This window comes from Alkalihalobacillus sp. FSL W8-0930 (assembly GCA_037965595.1).
Classification (GTDB): domain Bacteria; phylum Bacillota; class Bacilli; order Bacillales; family Bacillaceae_D; genus Alkalicoccobacillus.
Genome location: CP150183.1, coordinates 1343123 through 1362896 on the forward strand (window position 1 = coordinate 1343123; position 19774 = coordinate 1362896).

Here is a 19774-nt window from a genome sequence, read left to right on the forward strand (position 1 = left end):
ATGTACAATAAACGTAACAAGCTCCAATCGTGAGCTAAGTCCGGAACTTTCTAGAGAGAGGTGCATGTGATGAGCTCTATGGACAAAACAATGCAGTTTGATTTTCATGACGACTCTGTTAATGTAGATGTCCAGGAGGTGCTGCTGACGGTTTATGCTGCCCTTGAGGAAAAAGGGTACAACCCTATTAATCAGATTGTAGGCTACCTACTATCTGGTGATCCAGCGTACATTCCAAGACACCAAGAAGCCAGAACATTAATTCGGAAGTTAGAACGAGATGAATTAATTGAAGCGCTTGTGAAGTCTTATTTAACACATCACCGTAAGGAGAACGAATGAAATCATTAGGTCTTGATGTTGGTACAAAAACGATTGGTGTCGCTTTGAGCGATGCATTTGGCTGGACGGCGCAGGGTGTAGAAACGCTGCAACGAACAGAAGGACAAGCTGAGCAGGATTACGAAGCGATTGCCAAGCTTGTGAAAGAAAATGAAGTTAGTACGGTTGTCATCGGTCTTCCTAAAAATATGGATGGTTCCATCGGTGGCAACGGTGAGTATTGCCAAGCGTTTGCAAATGATTTATCATCGTACATTGACGCGAACATTGTCATGTGGGATGAAAGATTAACAACTATGGCTGCCAAGCGTGTCCTTGTTGATGCAGATGTGAGCCGGAAGAAACGTAAAAAAGTCATTGATAAAATGGCAGCAACCCTTATCCTGCAGGGTTATCTAGATCGCGCAGGAAAAACTTTGTAATAGAGAGGTGTCCAACCATGGCACAAGAAGAAAAAGAACGTATTATCATTCCAGACGAGCACGGAACAGAGCATTTATTTGATGAGCTATTCCGTTTTACAGTTGATACAACTGGAAACTCATATCTTCTCGTAGTACCTGTAGGGGAAAATGAAGAAGAAACAGATGAAGACGAAGATGAAGAGCAAGAAGTATTCGCGTTCCGTTACGAAGATCGTGAAGGCGAAGAAAATGACATCGCGCTTTTCCCTGTTGAAACAGATGAAGAGTGGGCTGTAATTGAAGAAATGCTTAATACGTTTTCTGAAGAGCAAGAGGACGAAGAAGAATAATAAAAGTAAGACGCTTGAGAGATAACTCAAGCGTCTTTTTCTTTCCGTTTTTCTGATAGATTAACAAAAATTAGATATAGCGCAATACCACCGAATGTGATCATCGTGCTCATAATGAGCTGTGTCTCATAGGCTAGTGTAGTAAATCTTATTAGATAATCAGGTAATGTTAAAAATGAAACAATGATTAGAGCAATCCATGTTTTTGCCCAGATGGAAAGCAGAAACAAAAAGAGTAAAGCAAATACACCAATTATTACTGAAGCAAACGTATTAAAGACAAAGATAGGGGATGTAATTAAATCATCAGTAAAAAGAACTGCTATAAATAGTAGAAGATGAATGATAGATAGTGTCAACAATAAAACGAGCTGTTTAAAAAAAGAAACGGTGTGTGTGGCTAAGTATCTAAAGCAATATGCCATAGCAATTAGAAAGAGTAACATTATCATTGTATTTGAAAGAATAAAGTATAAAGAATAAGATAAATTTCCTCGTAAAACATCCGGAATCACTTCCATGGATAAAACTCCAATTAAGATTATCGCAACGTATTTCATCCATCCACGCACATCAACGTTCATTTCCTTTGAAAGAGACTCCATGTACGCTTTAGGAGAGTCACCCACAATTCGTTCAATTGGTGTGCCAGATTTCTCAGCTTCAATAAGATGATCTTCTAATTCATTCACTATGTTATTGATTTCGTCCTCATGTTTCCCGCTAGAGAATAAGTAAATTCTTAAATTTTCTAAAAAGGTTTGGCTTTCTTTTGATAATGATGAATGCATCATCCTTTTATTCTCCCTCCTGTCCTTCTAATAAGTGATGAGTCAATACACGATTCACGTTGTCTTTAAGTGTGAGCCATCTTTCTTTAAATAATTGAAGTTCTGTTTCCCCTTTTGGTGTGAGAGAGTAGTACTTGCGTTTCGGCCCCGCTGTTGATTTACGCAGAGTGGAAGTAACAAGGTCCTCTTTTTGCATTCGTAAGAGTAAAGGGTAGATGGTGCCCTCGCTAAATGATTCAAAACCATACGCTTCAAGCTTTTTGGCTAGCTCATATCCATACACCTCGTTTTCATCGATGATGGATAGTAAGCATCCATCAATAATTCCTTTCATCATCTGTGTTGTAGACAAGCAAGCACCAACTTTCAGCTATCTTAATATCTTGTATTACAAGGTATAACCAAAGTATAAAATGAACTAACTTGTAATGCAAGGGTTATTTATCATGTTATGCAAGGTAGTGGTTCAGGTGTACTTTTTTCAAACGAGGAAATACTAAAAGATGTGTATGAACATTGAATTTCCGCAATTCAATACTGACATTTCTCACGTGTATTAGTATAATGGGAACGGCGGAGGGAGGAGAACGATGTCTGATTCCAAAGAAAAGCCACGAAACACGTTATACGAAGAACGCGTGTCGCAGGCAAAGGTTGTCCGTAAATGGGTATTTATCTCATTGATTGCGATTATCTTGATTGGTGCTATAATTGCTATAAGTGGATATATTTATTTAAAGGGTTCAATTGAACCGATGGACAAGGATAATGGTGAACAAATTGAAGTAAGTATTCCAATAGGCTCGACGCCAGGAGGGATAGGCGGGATCCTAGAGGATGCTGGGCTCATTTCAAATGGAACCATCTTCAAATATTATGTTCGATATTTAAACGAATCTGATTTCCAGGCTGGTGACTATGCGTTATCAACGGAGATGTCGATGGAGGAAATCATTCATGCATTAAAAGATGGTAAGGTGGAGCAGGAGTCTGTTTTTAATTTTACCATTCCTGAGGGCTTCTGGCTTGAAGATATTGTGAAACGAATAGCGGAAGCAACGCAGTACAACGAGGACGAAATTCTTGAGAAAATGCAAGATGATGAATACATAGAATCACTGGTTGATCGCTACCCGATTCTTGGAAAGCAAGTATTAGATGGTGAAATTCGTCATCCATTAGAGGGGTATTTATTCCCTGCAAGATATGACTTCGTAGATGAAAATGCATCAATTGAAACGATTATTGAAACGATGCTAGAACGTACTCAGTCTGTATTGGATCAATATTCGGATCAGATTGAAAGTAGTAATTACACTTTGCATGAAATTATGACGCTTGCTTCCATTATTGAACGCGAAGCGCAAACATCTGAAGACCGCTACCTAATCTCTGGGGTGTTATATAATCGTTTAGATGATAATATGAAGCTTCAGGTTGACCCGACGGTTGCCTATGCAGCGGGATCTCATCTTTACATGACTTCGCTCGATGATTTAGACGTTGATTCGCCTTATAACACATACATGTATGAAGGTATACCAATTGGCCCGATTGCAAGTCCTGGGGAGGATTCAATTAAAGCGGCGCTCGAACCAAGAGTGACGGATTATCTATTCTTCTATGCGCGCGTGACTGGTGAAGTTATCTATAACAGCTCGTATGAAGATCATCAACAGGTAGTAGAAGAGTATCGACAGGAATGGATCGATGCAGGAGAATAAGCAGTTGAAGAAATAGAATAGAGGATGGAAGGAATGGATTATTCATTCCTTCCTCTTTTTAATCATAAGGAGCAGAGCGTCATGTTTGATGAAGAAATACTTGATTATTTAGTTGCTCTTACACCTAAGCGATCTGACTTAATCGAGGAAATGGAACAGTATGCTAAAGAACACTCAGTTCCGATTATGGATCTGGTTGGGATAGAGAGTCTTCTCCAATTAATGCAGCTAAATCCGCCAAAGAGAATCTTAGAGATTGGTGCGGCTATTGGTTATTCAGCGATACGGATGGCTACAGCGCTTCCAAATACAGAAATAGTCACGATTGAGAGAGACCCTGAGCGTGCAGCAAAGGCGAAATCGTATATTGAGCAGGCGGGCTTGGGAAATCGCATTCACCTGATTGAAGGGGATGCGTTAGATGTAGTGGAAATACTTGAAAAAATGCCATTGTTTGATGTATTATTTATTGATGCAGCTAAGGGGCAATACAAACGCTTTTTTGAATTATATACGGAGCTAATAGCTTCTGGTGGTATTGTGTACTCAGATAATGTATTATTCAGGGGGCTAGTTGCAAAGAGTGATGTATCAAACAAGCGGCTATCTAAGCTTGCTGGTAAAATTCATTCGTATAATCAATACCTGATGGAACATCCTGCTTTCTTAACACGAGTGCTACCTATTGGGGATGGACTTGCTGTAAGTATAAAGAAATAAAGGATATTGAATGAACAATCTAGAAGAATAGATTTAATTATTGAAAAGAGGACAGTAACATGAATCATAAGCCTATTATTATCGGGGTTGCGGGCGGTACGGGCTCAGGCAAAACAACCGTAGCTAAAGAAATTTTTCGTCAGTTTAATGAACAGTCCATCGTATTAATTGAACAAGATGCATATTATAAGGATCAAAGTCATTTAAGTATGGAAGAGCGTTTACAAACAAACTACGATCATCCACTTGCTTTTGATAATGAATTGCTTCTTCATCAATTAGAACAATTGACTAGTCAACAGGCTGTGCAGAAACCTGTATATGATTATGCAAACCATACGCGTTCTGAGGAAATTATACCGATTGAGCCAAAGGATGTTATCATTCTTGAAGGCATTTTAATACTTGAAGATGAAAAGTTACGTAATATGATGGATATTAAGCTATTTGTTGATACAGACGCTGATATCCGTATTATCCGTAGATTGTCACGTGATATCAAAGATCGTGGACGATCCATTGATTCGGTGATTGACCAATATACAAATGTGGTAAGACCGATGCACCTACAATTTATTGAACCGACAAAACGGTATGCTGATTTAATTGTACCTGAGGGTGGCCAGAATAAAGTGGCAATTGACTTAATGGTTACAAAAATTCGTGCAATTATTGAAGCTAAATCATTGCTAACTTAATAAGTAAGACAATTGTCTTAGCTTATCTAGTATAGGAACTATTATAACTTGTATCTTATGAGGAGTGAGTCAAGTGGCAGAAGAGAAAAAGCACTATATGACATTGGATGGTAAGAAGAAACTTGAAGAGGAACTTGATTATCTAAAAACTGAACGACGTGCAGAAGTCGTTGAACGTATAAAGGTTGCTCGTAGTTTTGGAGATCTTTCTGAGAACTCTGAGTATGATTCTGCGAAGGAAGACCAGGCGTTTGTAGAAGGTCGTATCCTGCAAGTAGAAAAAATGATTCGTAATGCAATTATTATCGAGGAAGAAAGTTCTCCAGGAAACATTGTTTCTCTAGGTAAAACGGTACGCTTTGTTGAACTTCCTGATGGCGATGAAGAAGAGTACATCATCGTAGGAAGTGCAGAATCTAATCCATCTGAGGGTAAGATTTCTAACGATTCTCCACTCGCTCAAAGCTTGCTTGGAAAAACAATCAAAGATCGAGTGACAGTAAGTACTCCAGGTGGAGACATGGAAATCGAGATTAAAGAAATTAAGTAAGTACACACATGCGAAACCTATGAAATTGGGTTTCGCATTTTTAATTTGCAGCTAGTACTTCTTCACTAGTTTGTTTATCTAAGACCTCTTGAACTTCCAGATGAAGACGATATAATGAGAAGGAAGATTACTTTTCATTCATAGAATCCTATGTATAATAGAGAGAGAATGAGTATGAAGGGATGATTCAAGTATGGTAGGAAATCGTTACGAAACACGCAGGCGAAAGAAAATGAGTCGAATCTTAAATATAGCCATTGGTGTGGTTATTGCACTTATACTAATTGTAGGAGTCTCAATTTTCTTGAATGGGAATAACGATGAGACCGCTAATCAAGGCCAAGAAAATACTACGGGTAATGATTCAAACCAAACGGGAAGCGGCAGTGCTGGTATCAAGGATCCAGCCTCACCTGATAGCAACGACGACGCTACAGCAAGCGATGATGAAGAGGAAAACCAAGACAGCGTAGCGGATGGTCGTACAGAAGACGAAGATGATGATGCAAACGCTCAAGACGACGAGGATACAGAAGAGGCTACCGAGGATGAGGATCGTGAAGAGGACGGTCAAGAAGACGAGGAGCAAGAGCCACTTGGTACAGAACAAACAGGTGACTTTAAGCCCGACTTTACTCAAGGTAGTCAGAACTGGAACGAGATGGTAGCGGCAGTCGGATCACCACAAGGGCTATCCGGTGAAAGTGAAATGACTCTGTGGAGATTAGAAAATGGAGGTTCTCCAACCTCTGCAGTAGGGACGTTCAGTGATAAAAACGATCAGGGTAGCTACAGCAACCCTTACCGCGTTCGAATTGAATGGCAGGACGGCCAAGGCTGGCAGGTTGTTTCCACTGAGCAACTATCAAGCAATCCATACAGATAAACCAAAGCTTGTTTAAAGAGTATCACTCTTTAAGCAAGCTTTTTTAATTGTTTATTCGCTCTAGGACTTCACGAAACGGTTGGTTTACTCTTACATTATTAAATGAATGAAACGGGTCCTTCCTACGATCTAATCGTTCTAAGACCGTCCATATGGTGAATTTGGAAGGATGTAGTGAAGCGTCCTCGAGTTCTTCCCATTCCAATGGCGTAGCAACATAACCAGTATCTCCACGTGTTGAATATGGCGCAATGATTGTTTTGCCTGCGTCATGCTGCAGGTAATCAAGGTACAAGCGACCCTTTCTCTTCTTTTTTAGACGTTCCAATGTAAAAAGCTCTGAATGTTGTTCGCATAGAAAATTGCATAGAAAAAATAAAAAAGATCGTGTCTCTTCATATGTGAATTCATCAAGTGGTAAAGGGATATATAGCTGCAATCCTTTTCCACCTGATGTCTTAACATAGGCTTTCAGCTTAAAATAATCAAGTGCCTCTTTCGCCAATTTTGCCGCTGTAACAGCGAGATGAAATTCATTGATAGAGGGTGGGTCTAAGTCAATCACCATTTCACTAGGACGATCATCAGAATACGTTTGATATGGAATATGAAATTCAAGCGCTAACTGATTTCCGAGCCAAAGCAATGTATCATACCCGTTGCAGAGGATATAATCAATGTCTTCATACTTGATGGATGTAACAAAATCAGGTGCTGAGTCTGGACGATTTTTCTGATAGAATCGCTCATCGCCGCCTCCATGAGGAAACCGAATCACTGTCAGGACACGATTATGCAAAAAGGGTAGAAGGTGTGGAGCAATCTGTTGAAGATAAAAGAGATAGTCATCCTTTACGGCGTGGTCCCAAATAGGTTTATCAGGGTGCGTCATCTCCATATATTCTTTTGGTAAAGATAAATCTTTTCTCAATCGATTGTATGTACATCCATCAGGATCCATCGATAAATTAAAATCCAAGAATCTCGGTTCACGCATATTCTTATCATTCATGCTGATGCTTAAGATGTCTGCACAGATTCCAGGTGGTAAAATCCATCCGTTAGCTCCATGCTTTTTACCTTTTTGCTTAAACAATCCAATAAGCGTTTGACGTTGCTCCTCCGAAAAACCGTGTGTTACTTGTACAACAGGTGTTAGCGTTTCATTCTCATAGACCTGACCAGTAAAATATTGATTTGTTGATTGATAGTGGGTAAGAATGACTGTTCCTTGTTTAGGAAGCTTCCACTTTAACCAATCAGACGAACGCTTACCTTCAGTCCATTGACTTGTTGTTTTTTTAGCTAGAATCCCTTCTCCTGCCTCGAATGATAGCTGCCTAAGTAAGGGATCTACATGTGTAAAGCGTTGGATGGAGAGGAGACGGTTACTGGATAACTTTGAGAAAAAAGCGTCTAAATGCTTTATACGATCGCATAAAGGCAGATGAGAAAGTGATTCTTGATTTAATTGAATAAGATCAAACACGATTAGTGAGCAAGGAAATGTCTCAGCTTGGGTTTCGATGGTTCTCTTTGCGCGAAGCTTTGATCTAGTATGAACCTTTGAGAAATCACTGCATAATGGTGAGCGCAGATAAACGAGCTCAGAATCTAGAATAAAGGATGAATAAGGAAAGGAATGTTTTTTTATTTCATCTATAATTTCTGGGAACTGCGAAGTCATATCCCGACCATTTCGACTTTGCAAGCGAACAAGTGAGGGCGTCACAATAAGTAAACACCGGAACCCATCAAATTTTGGTTCATACAGCCAGTGGTTTCCATGAGGTAGCTCAATAGTACGCGTTGCAAGCATTGGTTTAATGGTCACATGATACTCCTCCGTTTCTCTTCAGTTAGTTTAAGTGTTTCACCTTAATCTATACATAAAAATAGAGCGACAATCAAACAGTAACAAAAAAGGGAGGCTACGATATGCATACGGTTTGGAAAGGAACGATCAGCTTTGGACTTGTCAGTATTCCAGTCAAGCTCCATACAGCGACAGAAAACAAAGATATTAAGCTTAGACAGCTTCATAAGAAATGTCACACACCGATCTCATATCAGAAGACATGTTCAAACTGCGAAGAGGAAGTGAAACAAGAGGATATTGTGAAGGCATATGAATACAGCAAAAACAAATTTGTCGTATTAGATGAAGAAGATTTAGAAGCACTAAGAAAAGAAAATGAAGAGAAAGCCGTAGAAATTCTTGATTTTGTAAAGCTTGAGGAAATTGACCCGATTTACTTTGAAAAGAGCTATTTTTTAGCTCCTGGTGATGGGGGATCTAAAGCGTACTCCCTTCTTCATAAAGCACTCGAGCAGTCTGGGAAAATTGGTGTGGCAAAAATCATCATTCGTTCAAAAGAACAATTAGCCATTGTACGTGTCTATCAGCAATGTTTACTAATGGAGACAATACATTTTCCTGATGAAGTAAGAAGCGTGGATGAAGTACCATCCATTACAGGAGAGAAGCAGGTTGATGAAAAGCAGTTAAAGACAGCACTACTTTTAATAGATCAATTAACAAAAACGTTTGATCCTGCTGCTTACCATGATGAGTATAGAGAAAATCTCATGAATCTCATCGAGCAAAAACAAGCTGGAGCAGAAACCGTAACACCTTCAGCCCAGAAGCAAACTGCAACAAATGTGACAGATCTAACAGAAGCACTGCAGCTATCGTTAGAACGCACGAAGCCAAAGCGCAAAGCAGCAGTGAAACGAAAGGCACCAGCGCGTAAAAAAGCCTAACCTATTTTTCGGTCATCAAAAATGGTGTATACTGGACGTATTACTCATGTTTTATGAAGGAAAGGACGTTCGGTTGTGGTTATTGGAATTATTGGTGCAATGGAAGAAGAAGTCGTATTACTAAGAAGCAAGCTTGAAAATAGAGAGGATCGCGTGATTGCGGGCTGCGAGTTCAACGCAGGAACAATTAACGATGTGAAAGTTGTATTATTAAAATCAGGCATTGGTAAAGTAAATGCAGCGATAGGGACCACTCTTTTAATTCAACTTTATTCACCTGATCGAATCATTAATACTGGTTCGGCAGGTGGATTTTATCCGTCTTTAACTGTTGGAGATATCGTTATTTCAACAGAGTTGCGCTATCACGATGTGGATGCGACTGTATTTGGCTATGAATATGGTCAGGTTCCTCAAATGCCGGCTTTTTATCAGCCGGATACACATTTAATGCAAGTAGCAGAGGAAGCAGCGCAGAAAGTAGGCATTCATTCAGAAAAAGGATTAATTGTATCAGGTGATTCATTTATGAGTGATGAAACACGTGTTGAAGAGATTAAGCAGCTCTTTAATGAACCGTATTGTGCTGAAATGGAAGCAGGAGCTATTGCACAGGTTTGTCAGCAATTTGAGGTTCCTTTTGTGATTATTCGGGCACTATCTGACATTGCTGGAAGTGATGCGAAGATGTCGTATGATCAATTTCTTGAAACAGCTTCTGTGAATTCTGCTAAACAAGTGCTTTTAATGGTTGAAGCACTAGCTAATTAATAGGTTAAACCTTCCTTTACTCCCTACTATTACATCATCTCTGGCATAAAAAGAATGATAGAATGATTGATAGATAAGAGGGAGGCGGTTTGAGTGGAAACGAAAAGAGAGAAGATTCTACTTGGCAAGCAAGAGGATTATAATCGATTTGGATATGTTCTTTGGTCACTGGCCGCTTTTTTATACGTGGGACTAGTTATCCCGGAAGACTTAGCACAAACAACAAGGCCTCCAGAACTAATGATACCTGCGATTTGCTTGTCGTTAGTAGGAGCAGTTATTTGTAATCGATTAGCTGTCCGAGCGAAGAAAAAATTACACGATGAATGAATAGAAGAAGATACAGGGACAAAACTAAAATTAATGAGAGAATGACGAATGATTCTAGATGTAATCATTCGTCATTTGTGTTTTCCGTATCTTTCAGTAAGACGAGCGGAAGGAGAACCCGACACTCCTGTGGAAAAGTACGCGGTGAAGACTCTGTAGCGGTGCTTTTTCCGCGAAAGGGGCTGAGGCCGTACCCCATAGCCGTCAAGTTAAGAAAGGAAAAAGAAAGAGCTCATCCTTTATCTTGTAGTGGATCTAGTATTTTCCATCAGGGTACGTATGGATAGATTGGCTCTTTTTATATTTTTTTGCACCGGATTCTACCGTTTTACTCCATACGCGCATGTGTTTCATAGGCGATCTGTAAGATGTCATAGGGACTTTGATGGCGGTGGCGATGGTCTTTTCGTCCATATCGGTAAATGTTCTCGTAGATATTTTCTAGAACGTCTTCTAATGAAGAACGATGATAGAGAGCGTATCCTTTTGACTCTTCTATAGCCCTTTTGGCATGATGGATACACTTGTATTCACTGCCTTCGAGGTGGTGTTTTTGATGAAGATAGAACCGGCATTGAAACGCCACCATCGAAGAAAGCAGAATGTGTATAAGTTTCCCATACATGTGGCAGAGAAACCGATCTGGATTCATCGCGCGCACGTGATCAATGGCGAAAAGGGATTTCCACGTTTTGAAAAGAATCTCGACTTGCCAGCGTAAGGAATACATCGGATACAATGCTTGCACATCCATTTCTTCCTGTGTTAGGTTAGTGGCAAGGATTTGGGTATGATCCTTTTTGTCGGCGGATTGGGTATGACCCCCTTTCCGTCTTCTTTTTCGTAAACCGGCTTTCCTCTTGTTTTGTTGATCCTCTGTCAATCGTTGCACGATGACACGGGTTTGAAGGGTGTTCTTTCCTTTGACCCCTAATTGGATGACCCCATAATCTTTGATCGCTCCCGGTTCTAGCTGCTTCGCATCTTCTTCTGGTTTGATTTGGATTCGTTCCCCTTGATCATCTCTAGTCCAATAGGTCATATTGGCCGGCGTCCGCGTGATATAAGAAGCGCCTGCACGATCAATTTGTTTCAAATGGTCGCCAGAAAAGTAGCCGAGATCACGGATGATCAAATCTCCTGGCTGGATCGTATCGGCTAATGCATAGGCGGCGTGATGGTCACTTTCTCTTGAACCGCAAAGTAAGGTATGCAAAAATTTCCCCTCATATAGCTCATACTCTAAATGAATTTTCGCTCCATCTGAAGAAGTACCTTCTTTCCTTGGTCGTTCAAATGAAGTCGCATCTAAGATGCGGATCCGAGAAAACGGGGTCTCCGGAAGAGGTGGCATGGCGATGACCTCTTGTTTGCCCGCCAATTGAAAAAACACATGCTTCAAAAAAGCGGCTCCTTTTTCATCGAAGCGTTGGTGTAAGGCTTGTTTGGAGAGCTGGGTATTCGATTCACGCGAAAGAGCTCCACAAAGCTGTGTTAACTCTGTAGAACCCACGGGTTGAGGCAGAAACGCACAAATACTCAAGAAATCCTCAGGTTTTAATTTCTTTAGACGCTGTACAAACCCAACGTCTCGGGCAGATTGGCGAAGGTTCGGTACAGATAAAACGTCCAACACGGTTTTCGCAAACGTACTGAACTCCTCTTTTAAAGACACAAACGATCCCTCCCTAGGACTGGTTAAACCCCCATCCTAACGAAGAATCGTCTATAATTAAACCGATTTTACTTAACTTGACGGCTATGGGCCGTACCCACGGAAAGGGAGGGATTCTCCTGAAGCGGATATTGTGCTAGGTTCGTGTTTTGCTATCCCCATTAATATTAACTCTCAGCTTTTTTTATATTTAATCTTGGTCTTCTTGTAAGATCGCAAGAAAAGCAACAAGTAACCTAGCTGTAAGGCCCCAGATCACATGACCATCGTATTCAAACACATACTCTGTCATTGTATGCTTTTGTCCCTTATAGGCAGATTGATTGGCGATCTTATGAAGCGGGAAATCCTCTGAGAATTCAAGGTGAAGCATGGTCTTGTGTTCATTCGGTGGATGCTCAAGTAGATAGGATAGCGGAACTCGAAACGTAGCAGATACTTCTGCTTGATTTGGGTTCACTGCACTTGGATCCTGGATATAACAAACATAAGGATAGATTTTCCCTCGTCTTGGGCTCATCACGGGTTCTAGAGCAGAAGACGTAAGAACGTCAAAATCATTGTGAGATAGTCCGAGCTCTTCACATAATTCGCGACATGCAGCAGCCAGCGGGTTCACATCATCTGGATCAATACGTCCTCCTGGAAAACAAATTTCACCTGGTTGACTTCGTAACGTCAAGGCACGAACCTCAAACAAAACTGATAAGCTTTGATCCTCCTCACGTACAAGAGGAATAACAATGGCAGCATCACGACTTTTATCAAGTTTATGGTTAGATAAAATCGACTGGATTAATTGAATATCATTCATATGAATCCTTTCTTCATTGTGAATGGGTTGTGAGGGTAGAAAATGTGTAAGGATATATGACAAAATTACTGTATCCTCATTCTAATTGCATTAAAGTAAGACGTAGGAAAGGTCATTGACCTAGCTTCCAAAATGTTCTCTCTACTCTCCCCCATTGGGCGGTTCGCTAAGCGAGCCGCCACTTTTTTAGTATAATAAGTCCAGAAATTCTTCTTTTGTGACCTTGCCAAAGAAGGAAGAAATGTCAACATCTTTGAGTGCTTTTGCTAGCTCCTCAGAATCATATCTTGTGCCTACAAGTAATTCTTCAAGCTCACTGACATCTCTTACACCAAAGAAATCCCCGTAAATCTTGCAGTCTTCAATATGACCGCGACGTACATTCAAGCGAACATCTACATTTCCACCTGTAAAGCGTTTTGTGCGCTGCATATCAAAGGCAGGAGACTTTCCGTAGTTCCAATCCCAATTTTGGTACCGTTCTTTAGAGAGCTTGTGGATGGCTTCCCAATCATCGTCAGTGAATGTGTACGTTGGAATCTCACCATCTGTATTAAAGATGTATTGAAGAAGCAGTTGTTTAAATTCATCCATTGAAATAGGGTGCTCTAGGAATTCACTCACATTGGCCACACGGCTTCGAATCGATTTAATTCCTTTTGAACGAATTTTCTCGTCCTTTACATTTAAGGCAGAAACGACGTTCTCAATTTCTGAATCAAGCATTAATGTTCCGTGACTAAACATACGTCCCTTTGTAGTAAATTGCGCATTACCAGAGATTTTCCGTTCTCCAACGTGAATATCGTTACGTCCGCTAAGCTCAGCTTGTACGCCTAATTTTGCAAGAGCCTGTACGACAGGTTCCGTAAACTTTTTGAAGTTATGAAAAGAGTGTCCATCATCTTCGGCGATAAAGCTGAAGTTTAAATTCCCTTCATCATGATATACTGCACCACCACCAGAGAGGCGTCTGACAACGTACAGATTTTTTTCCTTTACATAGTCAAGGTTGATTTCTTCGTATGTATTTTGATTTTTACCGATAATGATCGATGGGCGATTCACATAAAACAGTAAATACGTATCCTTTGGATCAAGTGTTTTTAGCGCATATTCTTCAATGGCTAGGTTAAGTTCTGGGTCTGTAATTCCCGAGTTATCAATAAATTTTAACATGTTGGATCGCTCCCTTAATTCATACATTCTTTCCTTATAGTATAGCCATAATTGCTCCTAGGGTCGAGTATACAGCTTGTTAATATGCATTTTGCATCTTTTTTAACAAAATACTGTAACTTTACCTAAAGATGTCCGTAATAGTAATAGGGGGGAGAGGCACTTGAAGGAAAACCTTGTGAGAGAAGCGGCTGTCAAGTACCAAGCACAGCTTGTAGAAAAGGCTGGTGGTGGATTTTCGGGTCAAGTGTATGTCGTTCGGCACCTAGAGAGAGAGTACATATTAAAAGTGTATCATTCAAAAGACATTTCACTTAGACAGCTTCAGTCTCAGTTAATTTGGATGAATGCGCTAAAAGAGGGTGGACTTGCAGTACCAGAAATACTAAAAACGATTGCAGGTCAGACCGTCTATAAACAAACGACAGATGGTGAAGAGACCTATTATTATGTCGTCACATCTAAAATTAATGGAAGAATTCTACCATATAAGGAGTGGAATGCGGACTTTTATCGTATCTGGGGAAGAACACTCGGACGTATGCACCGGGTAGCCTCGACATTTAATGAGCCAGATGAAGAGTTTGATCTCCCGCATTGGAGTACAACGTCTAGTTATTTAGCGATTCATGAAAGCTTTGATGATCAAATGCTTCAAAGGTTTCATGAAATGATTGACTACTCATCTGGTTTACCAACATCCAATCAAACCTTTGGAATTATTCATCATGACTTACATCATGAGAATTTATTGATTAATGATAGTCAAGGATATCCAATTGATTTTAGCGATGTTCAGTACAATTACTTCTTTTACGATATATCTATTTCGATTTATCATGCACTGCAATTTGTTCGAGAATCAGAAAGGCATGACTTTCTTAGAATCTTTATAACCGAATTGTTTAAAGGGTATGAACAAACGTTTCAACATGTCGATATGTTTGGAGACTGGATGAGCCAATTACCAATTTTTTTAGAATATCGTCGACTGTATTCGTATCGTTACTTGCAGCTTTATTTGCCAGATGAGAAAAAGAAAATAGTTCGTCATAAGCTCCAAGACATGCATAGGAGAATCCTTGATCGGACACCGGTAGTAAGCCTTTCTAAATCGTTAATTGAAGAGATTAACCAAATGCGGTAAGCATAGAAAAGCGGTCCCCATCAAGATTTGAAGGGACCGCTCTTTTAAACGTTAAGAAATGCCTAACCATACAGCAGCTAGGAGGCCAATGATGGCAATGACAATCCAAAGAACAACCAATTTCCAAATATACTTGATCCAACGAGTATATGGAATACCAGCTAAAGCAAGGCAGGCCATTAATACTCCGTTTGTCGGATTAATCATACTCATGACACCATCTCCGTACTGGTAAGCAAGCACTGCAACCTGACGTTGGATATCAAGTAAATCCGATAGAGGCGTCATAATTGGCATGGTTGTTGCTGCTTGTCCACTACCTGAAGGGATGAAGAAGTTAATAAATAACTGTACAAAGAACATACCCACTACGGCAAAGGTTCCTGGAATCTGACTGATCATTTCTGAAAGCTGATAGACAATGGTATCTAGAACTTGACCTTGCTCCATTACCACTAAAATCGCGCGAGCAAACCCAACAATTAACGCCCCATAGACAACTTCCTTCATGCCGTTTGTGAAGGCTTCGAACGTTCCGTTAATCCGTAAGCCACCAATGAGTCCAGCTACAAGGCCAATGGCTAAGAATGTACCTGTCATTTCAGTTAAGTACCAATCCCATTGGAAGATTCCAACTACATTCAGCGCAAAACCTGCGACAACCGAAATTAAAACAAAGGCATGCTTGCGTGTGAAGGCAATTTGTTCAGTATTATCAGAAGCAATGCTATCTTGCTTTGGTAGGTCAGCCAAGTAGCTTTTTGAAGGATCTTTTTTAACTTTCATCGCATAACTCATCACAAGTGTAATGGCTGTAATCAGGAAAATGAGATAGATAATAAACCGGAAGCCAATTCCACTAAATAAAGGAACCTCAGCAATCGTTTGCGCTACCCCGACTGTGAATGGATTCAGCATCCCGCCAACAAATCCACAGACAGCACCGAGACTAAGCATAGACATCCCGGTAATCGAATCATAGCCTAGTGCTCTTGCAACGGCTATACCGATTGGAACAAAGATGATAACCTCTTCAGATAAGCCAATTGTTGCACCTGGTATAGAGAAAGCAATCATAATGATGGGTAATAAAAGGACTCCATTATGCTTCAGTCGATTGACTAATGCATAAACAGCAGCATCTATAGCTCCTGTTTTAGTAATGACACCAAAAGTACCTCCGATTAAGAATATATAAAAGATAATTTGTGCCGAATCTTCCATCCCAAGTGGAATGGCTTGTAGAATTTCAAATGGTGTAATTGGACTTGATTCAACAGATTGATAGCTTCCTTCAACCAATATCGTTCGTCCATTTTCTTCTACTCTCTCAAAGGAGCCAGCCGTTAAGAAGTAAGTTGATAGAGCAGCTAATACAATCATAAAAGATAAAATTGCATAAGTATGTGGTAATTCCCATTTCCGCTTCTTGTTAGTTAGTTGTTTCTCTTGTTGTATCAATTTAAACACCTTACCAATCTAGAATAATTATACAGTGAAATGTATTTTGTCTTTTTATAGAATAAAGGATACAATAGAAAAGTCAAGTTAGTCTTTTGGAAACATGGAGGGATTTTTGTGAAAGAGAAATTAAAAGAAGTAATTGAGAGTAAGAGAGATAGCTATTTTCAGATCAGCCAATATATCGGAAACAACCCTGAGCTAGGTCATGAGGAATTCAAAGCATCGAAGGCATTAACAGATGAACTATCTAAAGAAGGATTCTCAGTAAGCCTTGGAACATGTGGATTACAAACAGCATTTGAAGCAGTATATGATAGTGGAAAGCCAGGACCAAAAATTGGGTACATGGCAGAATACGATGCTCTTCCTGATCTTGGTCACGCGTGCGGACATAATCTAATTGGGACAATGGCTGTTGCTGCAGGTATTGCATTAAGCAAGGTAATCGATGAGACAGGTGGTGCTGTTTATGTATATGGAACACCAGCTGAGGAAACAAAGGGTGGTAAAGTCAATATGTCTGATGAGGGAGTCTTATCTCATTTAGATGCTGCAATGATGGTTCACCCTTCTGCAGAGCATATGGCAAGTGGCTCGTCTCTTGCTATGGATGCGATTCAGTTTGAATTCTTTGGTCGTGCATCTCATGCTGCCAATTCACCTCATAGAGGTATTAATGCACTTGATGCTGTCATTCAAACGTTTAACAGTATTAATGCTCTACGTGAACATCTCACTTCGGATGTTCGAATTCACGGGATCATTACTGATGGCGGACAAGCGGCTAATATCGTGCCTGATTACGCAAAAGCTCAGTTTTATGTGCGTTCAGCAAAACGATCAGACCTGACACCAATACTTGAAAAGGTGAAAAATTGTGCAAAAGGAGCAGCACTTGCTACAGGCGCACGCTTAGAGTATTCGTTCTATGAATTTTCGTATGATGATATGAACACTAACGATGCGTTGTCATCACTCTATACAGCAAATGCGCTTGAGCTAGGTGTAAGCAAAGATCAAATTAAAGTAGAGGAAGATGGCGGTTCTCTAGACATGGGGAATGTCAGCCAAGTGGTTCCATCCATTCATCCATACGTAAAGATCACAGATAATGGTGCTGATTATCATACACATGAGTTTAGAGAAGCAGCATTAAGCGATGAAGGATTTGAAGGGCTGATACTCGGCGCGAAGTCTATGGCATTAACAGGCTATGACTTATTAACAAAGCCAGAACTGTTGCAAAAAGTGAAAGATGAATTTAATGAGTGGAAGAAGGATAACTAAGAGAGCCTTGGACAGAACGTTAATGTAGATATCCAAACACGAATATAGCAATATATCCGCTACAGGAGAATCCCTCGCTTTCCACGGGAACGGCCCCAGCCCCTTTCGCGGATAGGGCGCCGCGACAGTGTCTTCACCGCGTTCTGTTCCGTAGGAGTCTCGGGTTCTCCTTCCGCTTGTTCAAATAATCACGAAAGGCGAATGATTCTGCAATTGAATCATTCGCCTTTTCAAAGTGATTTTAAGTTATGTTCCGTGCTTTTTCTACCCATTTATTTTATATCGCGAGAAACGTTTCTCTACATAGTTTTGCGGAATGGCAACAATCGTGCACAGTCCCCAATAAATAAAGGCTAATAACACATACATGGTGAAATAATCAAATTCTCTTCCGCCAACGATTTTGGCCATTTGCATAAGCTCTGGGACCGTAATCATTGCGGCTAAAGAAGTGGCTTTAATTAAATCAAGAAACACATTAAAAAGGGGAGGCGTCGCAACGAGTGTCGCCTGTGGAATGATGATCCGTTTTAATGTGTGCCAGTAAGTGAAGCCAAGGGTTCGACTTGCTTCCCACTGTCCACGGTCAATGGAGGCAATGGCTGCACGGTTAATTTCAGCTGTATAACCTGCCACATTCATTGTAAAAGCAATAAGGGCAGCGGTAACCGCACTCAACTGAATGCCGATCGCTGGAAGGCCCTGATACAACAAGAACAGCATAACAAGAATAGGAACGCCTCGAATAAAGGAGATATACAGTCTGGCAGGATAACGAAGAAAAATAGACGATGAATTTCGTGCCAGTCCAATCAATAATCCGAGAATGAGTCCAATTCCCATACTTACAAATGCAATGAGCAGTGTATAGCCGAGCCCCCGTAAAACATAGGGGACTGAGCGAATAGCAAGATCTAAATCAAACATGATGTAACTCCCATACTCTATTCTTCTATGTCAATGTCAGGCTCTACTGACACATCTGCTCCACCGAAGAATTGCTGAGAAATGTCGGAAATGGTACCATCTTCAAGCATGTCCCCAATGACACCGTTAATTTGTTCTTGAAGCGCGTCTTCCCCTTTTTTCATAATGATGCCTTGACTATTTGGGAAATAGGCGAGTGTCGGGTGGACGACCACATCTATTTCAGGAAGAGCTTCAACGGCTAAGCTTTGTAGGTAATAATCATTTAAAATAACATCTAAGCGTCCGTTTTCTACATCACGTAGGTATGTATCATTTGTTACGTTATCATAAATCACTTCTTCAGCTCCGTGCTCAATTCCAATCTGTGTATAGATCGTTGTTGCAGCTCCACCAGCTTTTTTCCCATCTAAGTCATCAAGTGTTTCAATACCAGATAGATCTTCACTACGTACAATCGCAGAACCATAAGAATGTTTGTATGGATCAGAGAAATTGAATTTCTCTTTACGCTCATCTGTAATGTCAATATCATTTGCGGCAATATCTACTCGTCCATTGTCAACAGCGGTTAAGAGGTTGTCGATCCCCATTTCACTAAACTCAATGTCAAGATCTAACCGATTTGCGACCTCACGTAGGACCTCAACTTCATACCCTGTTAACTCATCACTATCCTCTGCGTGATAGGAAGTGGGATAAAGTGTACCTGAAGTGCCGACAACAATGGTCCCTTTTTCCTGAATGTCGCTCCAAAGTGAATTTCCTTCATCATCACTCGAGCAAGCTCCTAGTAATCCCAGTAGAGCTACACCGGTAAGTGCGGTTGTGCTTTTTAAAACGTGTGGCTTTTTGATTGATTCAAACATGCAATCTTCCTCCATAAACGTGTAGTTGTAGTATATGTTTAGTCTCCTTAGTGATTATGGCATGAATGATAGGGGATATC

General features: G+C 40.4%; 22 protein-coding genes. 13 read left to right on the plus strand and 9 right to left on the minus strand.

Annotated elements, in window-relative coordinates:
- Positions 1-69: 69 nt before the first annotated feature.
- Genes NSQ54_07105 through NSQ54_07115 form a run of 3 tightly spaced genes read left to right on the plus strand, consistent with a single transcriptional unit; the run spans position 70 to position 1096 of the window.
- On the plus strand, positions 70-342 hold the full coding sequence (locus tag NSQ54_07105) for an IreB family regulatory phosphoprotein (protein ID WYP27850.1): 273 nt from the start codon (positions 70-72) through the stop codon (positions 340-342).
- Positions 339-764 carry a Holliday junction resolvase RuvX gene (ruvX, locus tag NSQ54_07110; GenBank protein WYP27851.1) on the plus strand — a complete coding sequence of 142 codons (426 nt, stop codon included), beginning with the start codon at positions 339-341 and terminating at the stop codon, positions 762-764. The genes NSQ54_07105 and ruvX overlap by 4 nt, the downstream gene beginning before the upstream one ends.
- A 17-nt stretch (positions 765-781) precedes the next feature.
- Complete coding sequence (locus tag NSQ54_07115) at positions 782-1096, plus strand: DUF1292 domain-containing protein (protein ID WYP27852.1); 315 nt, start codon at positions 782-784, stop codon at positions 1094-1096.
- Positions 1097-1122: 26 nt separating this feature from the next.
- On the opposite strand, the gene NSQ54_07120 is transcribed toward NSQ54_07115, so the two are convergent.
- Together NSQ54_07120 and NSQ54_07125 are read right to left on the minus strand one after the other, a co-directional pair.
- Entirely contained in the window at positions 1123-1890 is a 768-nt protein-coding gene (locus NSQ54_07120) for a hypothetical protein (GenBank protein ID WYP27853.1), read from the minus strand.
- Between the two features lie 4 nt (positions 1891-1894).
- On the minus strand, positions 1895-2224 hold the full coding sequence (locus NSQ54_07125) for a PadR family transcriptional regulator (GenBank protein WYP28516.1): 330 nt from the start codon (positions 2222-2224) through the stop codon (positions 1895-1897).
- Between the two features lie 253 nt (positions 2225-2477).
- On the opposite strand from NSQ54_07125, the gene mltG reads away from it, so the two are divergent.
- The 5 genes from mltG (at position 2478) to NSQ54_07150 (ending at position 6465) form a co-directional block, all read left to right on the plus strand.
- On the plus strand, positions 2478-3611 hold the full coding sequence (gene mltG, locus NSQ54_07130) for an endolytic transglycosylase MltG (protein WYP27854.1): 1134 nt from the start codon (positions 2478-2480) through the stop codon (positions 3609-3611).
- A gap of 33 nt (positions 3612-3644) precedes the next feature.
- Positions 3645-4331: an O-methyltransferase gene (locus NSQ54_07135; GenBank protein WYP27855.1), complete on the plus strand. Its 687-nt coding sequence runs from the start codon at positions 3645-3647 to the stop codon at positions 4329-4331.
- A gap of 59 nt (positions 4332-4390) precedes the next feature.
- Positions 4391-5029 (plus strand): uridine kinase, encoded by a 639-nt coding sequence (gene udk, locus NSQ54_07140; GenBank protein ID WYP27856.1) that lies wholly within the window; start codon positions 4391-4393, stop codon positions 5027-5029.
- 73 nt (positions 5030-5102) lie between these two features.
- Positions 5103-5579, plus strand: coding sequence for a transcription elongation factor GreA (gene greA / locus NSQ54_07145; protein ID WYP27857.1), 477 nt, complete (start codon positions 5103-5105; stop codon positions 5577-5579).
- Positions 5580-5772: 193 nt separating this feature from the next.
- Positions 5773-6465 (plus strand): DUF1510 family protein, encoded by a 693-nt coding sequence (locus NSQ54_07150; GenBank protein ID WYP27858.1) that lies wholly within the window; start codon positions 5773-5775, stop codon positions 6463-6465.
- Between the two features lie 43 nt (positions 6466-6508).
- Here the strand turns inward: NSQ54_07150 and ligD are convergent, their stop codons facing one another.
- Entirely contained in the window at positions 6509-8299 is a 1791-nt protein-coding gene (gene ligD / locus NSQ54_07155; protein ID WYP27859.1) for a DNA ligase D, read from the minus strand.
- A gap of 104 nt (positions 8300-8403) precedes the next feature.
- Between ligD and NSQ54_07160 the strand changes: the two genes are divergently transcribed.
- From NSQ54_07160 to NSQ54_07170, 3 genes are all read left to right on the plus strand, one after another.
- Positions 8404-9231, plus strand: a complete 828-nt coding sequence (locus NSQ54_07160) for a Ku protein (protein ID WYP27860.1) — start codon at positions 8404-8406, stop codon at positions 9229-9231.
- 75 nt (positions 9232-9306) lie between these two features.
- A complete protein-coding gene (gene mtnN / locus NSQ54_07165) occupies positions 9307-10002 on the plus strand; it encodes a 5'-methylthioadenosine/S-adenosylhomocysteine nucleosidase (GenBank protein WYP27861.1) in 696 nt (231 codons plus the stop codon).
- A gap of 93 nt (positions 10003-10095) precedes the next feature.
- Positions 10096-10332 (plus strand): YrhC family protein, encoded by a 237-nt coding sequence (locus tag NSQ54_07170; protein ID WYP27862.1) that lies wholly within the window; start codon positions 10096-10098, stop codon positions 10330-10332.
- A 328-nt stretch (positions 10333-10660) separates the two neighbouring features.
- On the opposite strand, the gene NSQ54_07175 is transcribed toward NSQ54_07170, so the two are convergent.
- The 3 genes from NSQ54_07175 to NSQ54_07185 form a co-directional block, all read right to left on the minus strand.
- Entirely contained in the window at positions 10661-12007 is a 1347-nt protein-coding gene (locus tag NSQ54_07175; GenBank protein WYP27863.1) for an IS4 family transposase, read from the minus strand.
- 190 nt (positions 12008-12197) lie between these two features.
- Complete coding sequence (locus NSQ54_07180) at positions 12198-12821, minus strand: CoA pyrophosphatase (GenBank protein ID WYP27864.1); 624 nt, start codon at positions 12819-12821, stop codon at positions 12198-12200.
- A gap of 186 nt (positions 12822-13007) precedes the next feature.
- On the minus strand, positions 13008-14000 hold the full coding sequence (locus NSQ54_07185; protein WYP27865.1) for a lipoate--protein ligase: 993 nt from the start codon (positions 13998-14000) through the stop codon (positions 13008-13010).
- Positions 14001-14163: 163 nt separating this feature from the next.
- Here NSQ54_07185 and NSQ54_07190 point away from each other — a divergent pair, with 163 nt between their 5' ends.
- A complete protein-coding gene (locus NSQ54_07190) occupies positions 14164-15147 on the plus strand; it encodes a phosphotransferase (protein ID WYP27866.1) in 984 nt (327 codons plus the stop codon).
- Positions 15148-15198: 51 nt separating this feature from the next.
- On the opposite strand, the gene NSQ54_07195 is transcribed toward NSQ54_07190, so the two are convergent.
- A complete protein-coding gene (locus tag NSQ54_07195) occupies positions 15199-16530 on the minus strand; it encodes a Na+/H+ antiporter NhaC family protein (GenBank protein ID WYP28517.1) in 1332 nt (443 codons plus the stop codon).
- Positions 16531-16725: 195 nt separating this feature from the next.
- On the opposite strand from NSQ54_07195, the gene NSQ54_07200 reads away from it, so the two are divergent.
- The gene (locus NSQ54_07200) at positions 16726-17898 is read left to right on the plus strand and encodes a M20 family metallopeptidase (protein WYP27867.1); all 1173 of its coding nucleotides are present in this window, start codon (positions 16726-16728) and stop codon (positions 17896-17898) included.
- A 264-nt stretch (positions 17899-18162) separates the two neighbouring features.
- Here the strand turns inward: NSQ54_07200 and NSQ54_07205 are convergent, their stop codons facing one another.
- Both NSQ54_07205 and NSQ54_07210 read right to left on the minus strand, forming a co-directional pair.
- Entirely contained in the window at positions 18163-18825 is a 663-nt protein-coding gene (locus tag NSQ54_07205) for an ABC transporter permease subunit (protein ID WYP27868.1), read from the minus strand.
- Positions 18826-18842: 17 nt separating this feature from the next.
- Positions 18843-19694, minus strand: coding sequence for a transporter substrate-binding domain-containing protein (locus NSQ54_07210; GenBank protein WYP27869.1), 852 nt, complete (start codon positions 19692-19694; stop codon positions 18843-18845).
- Positions 19695-19774: the final 80 nt, after the last annotated feature.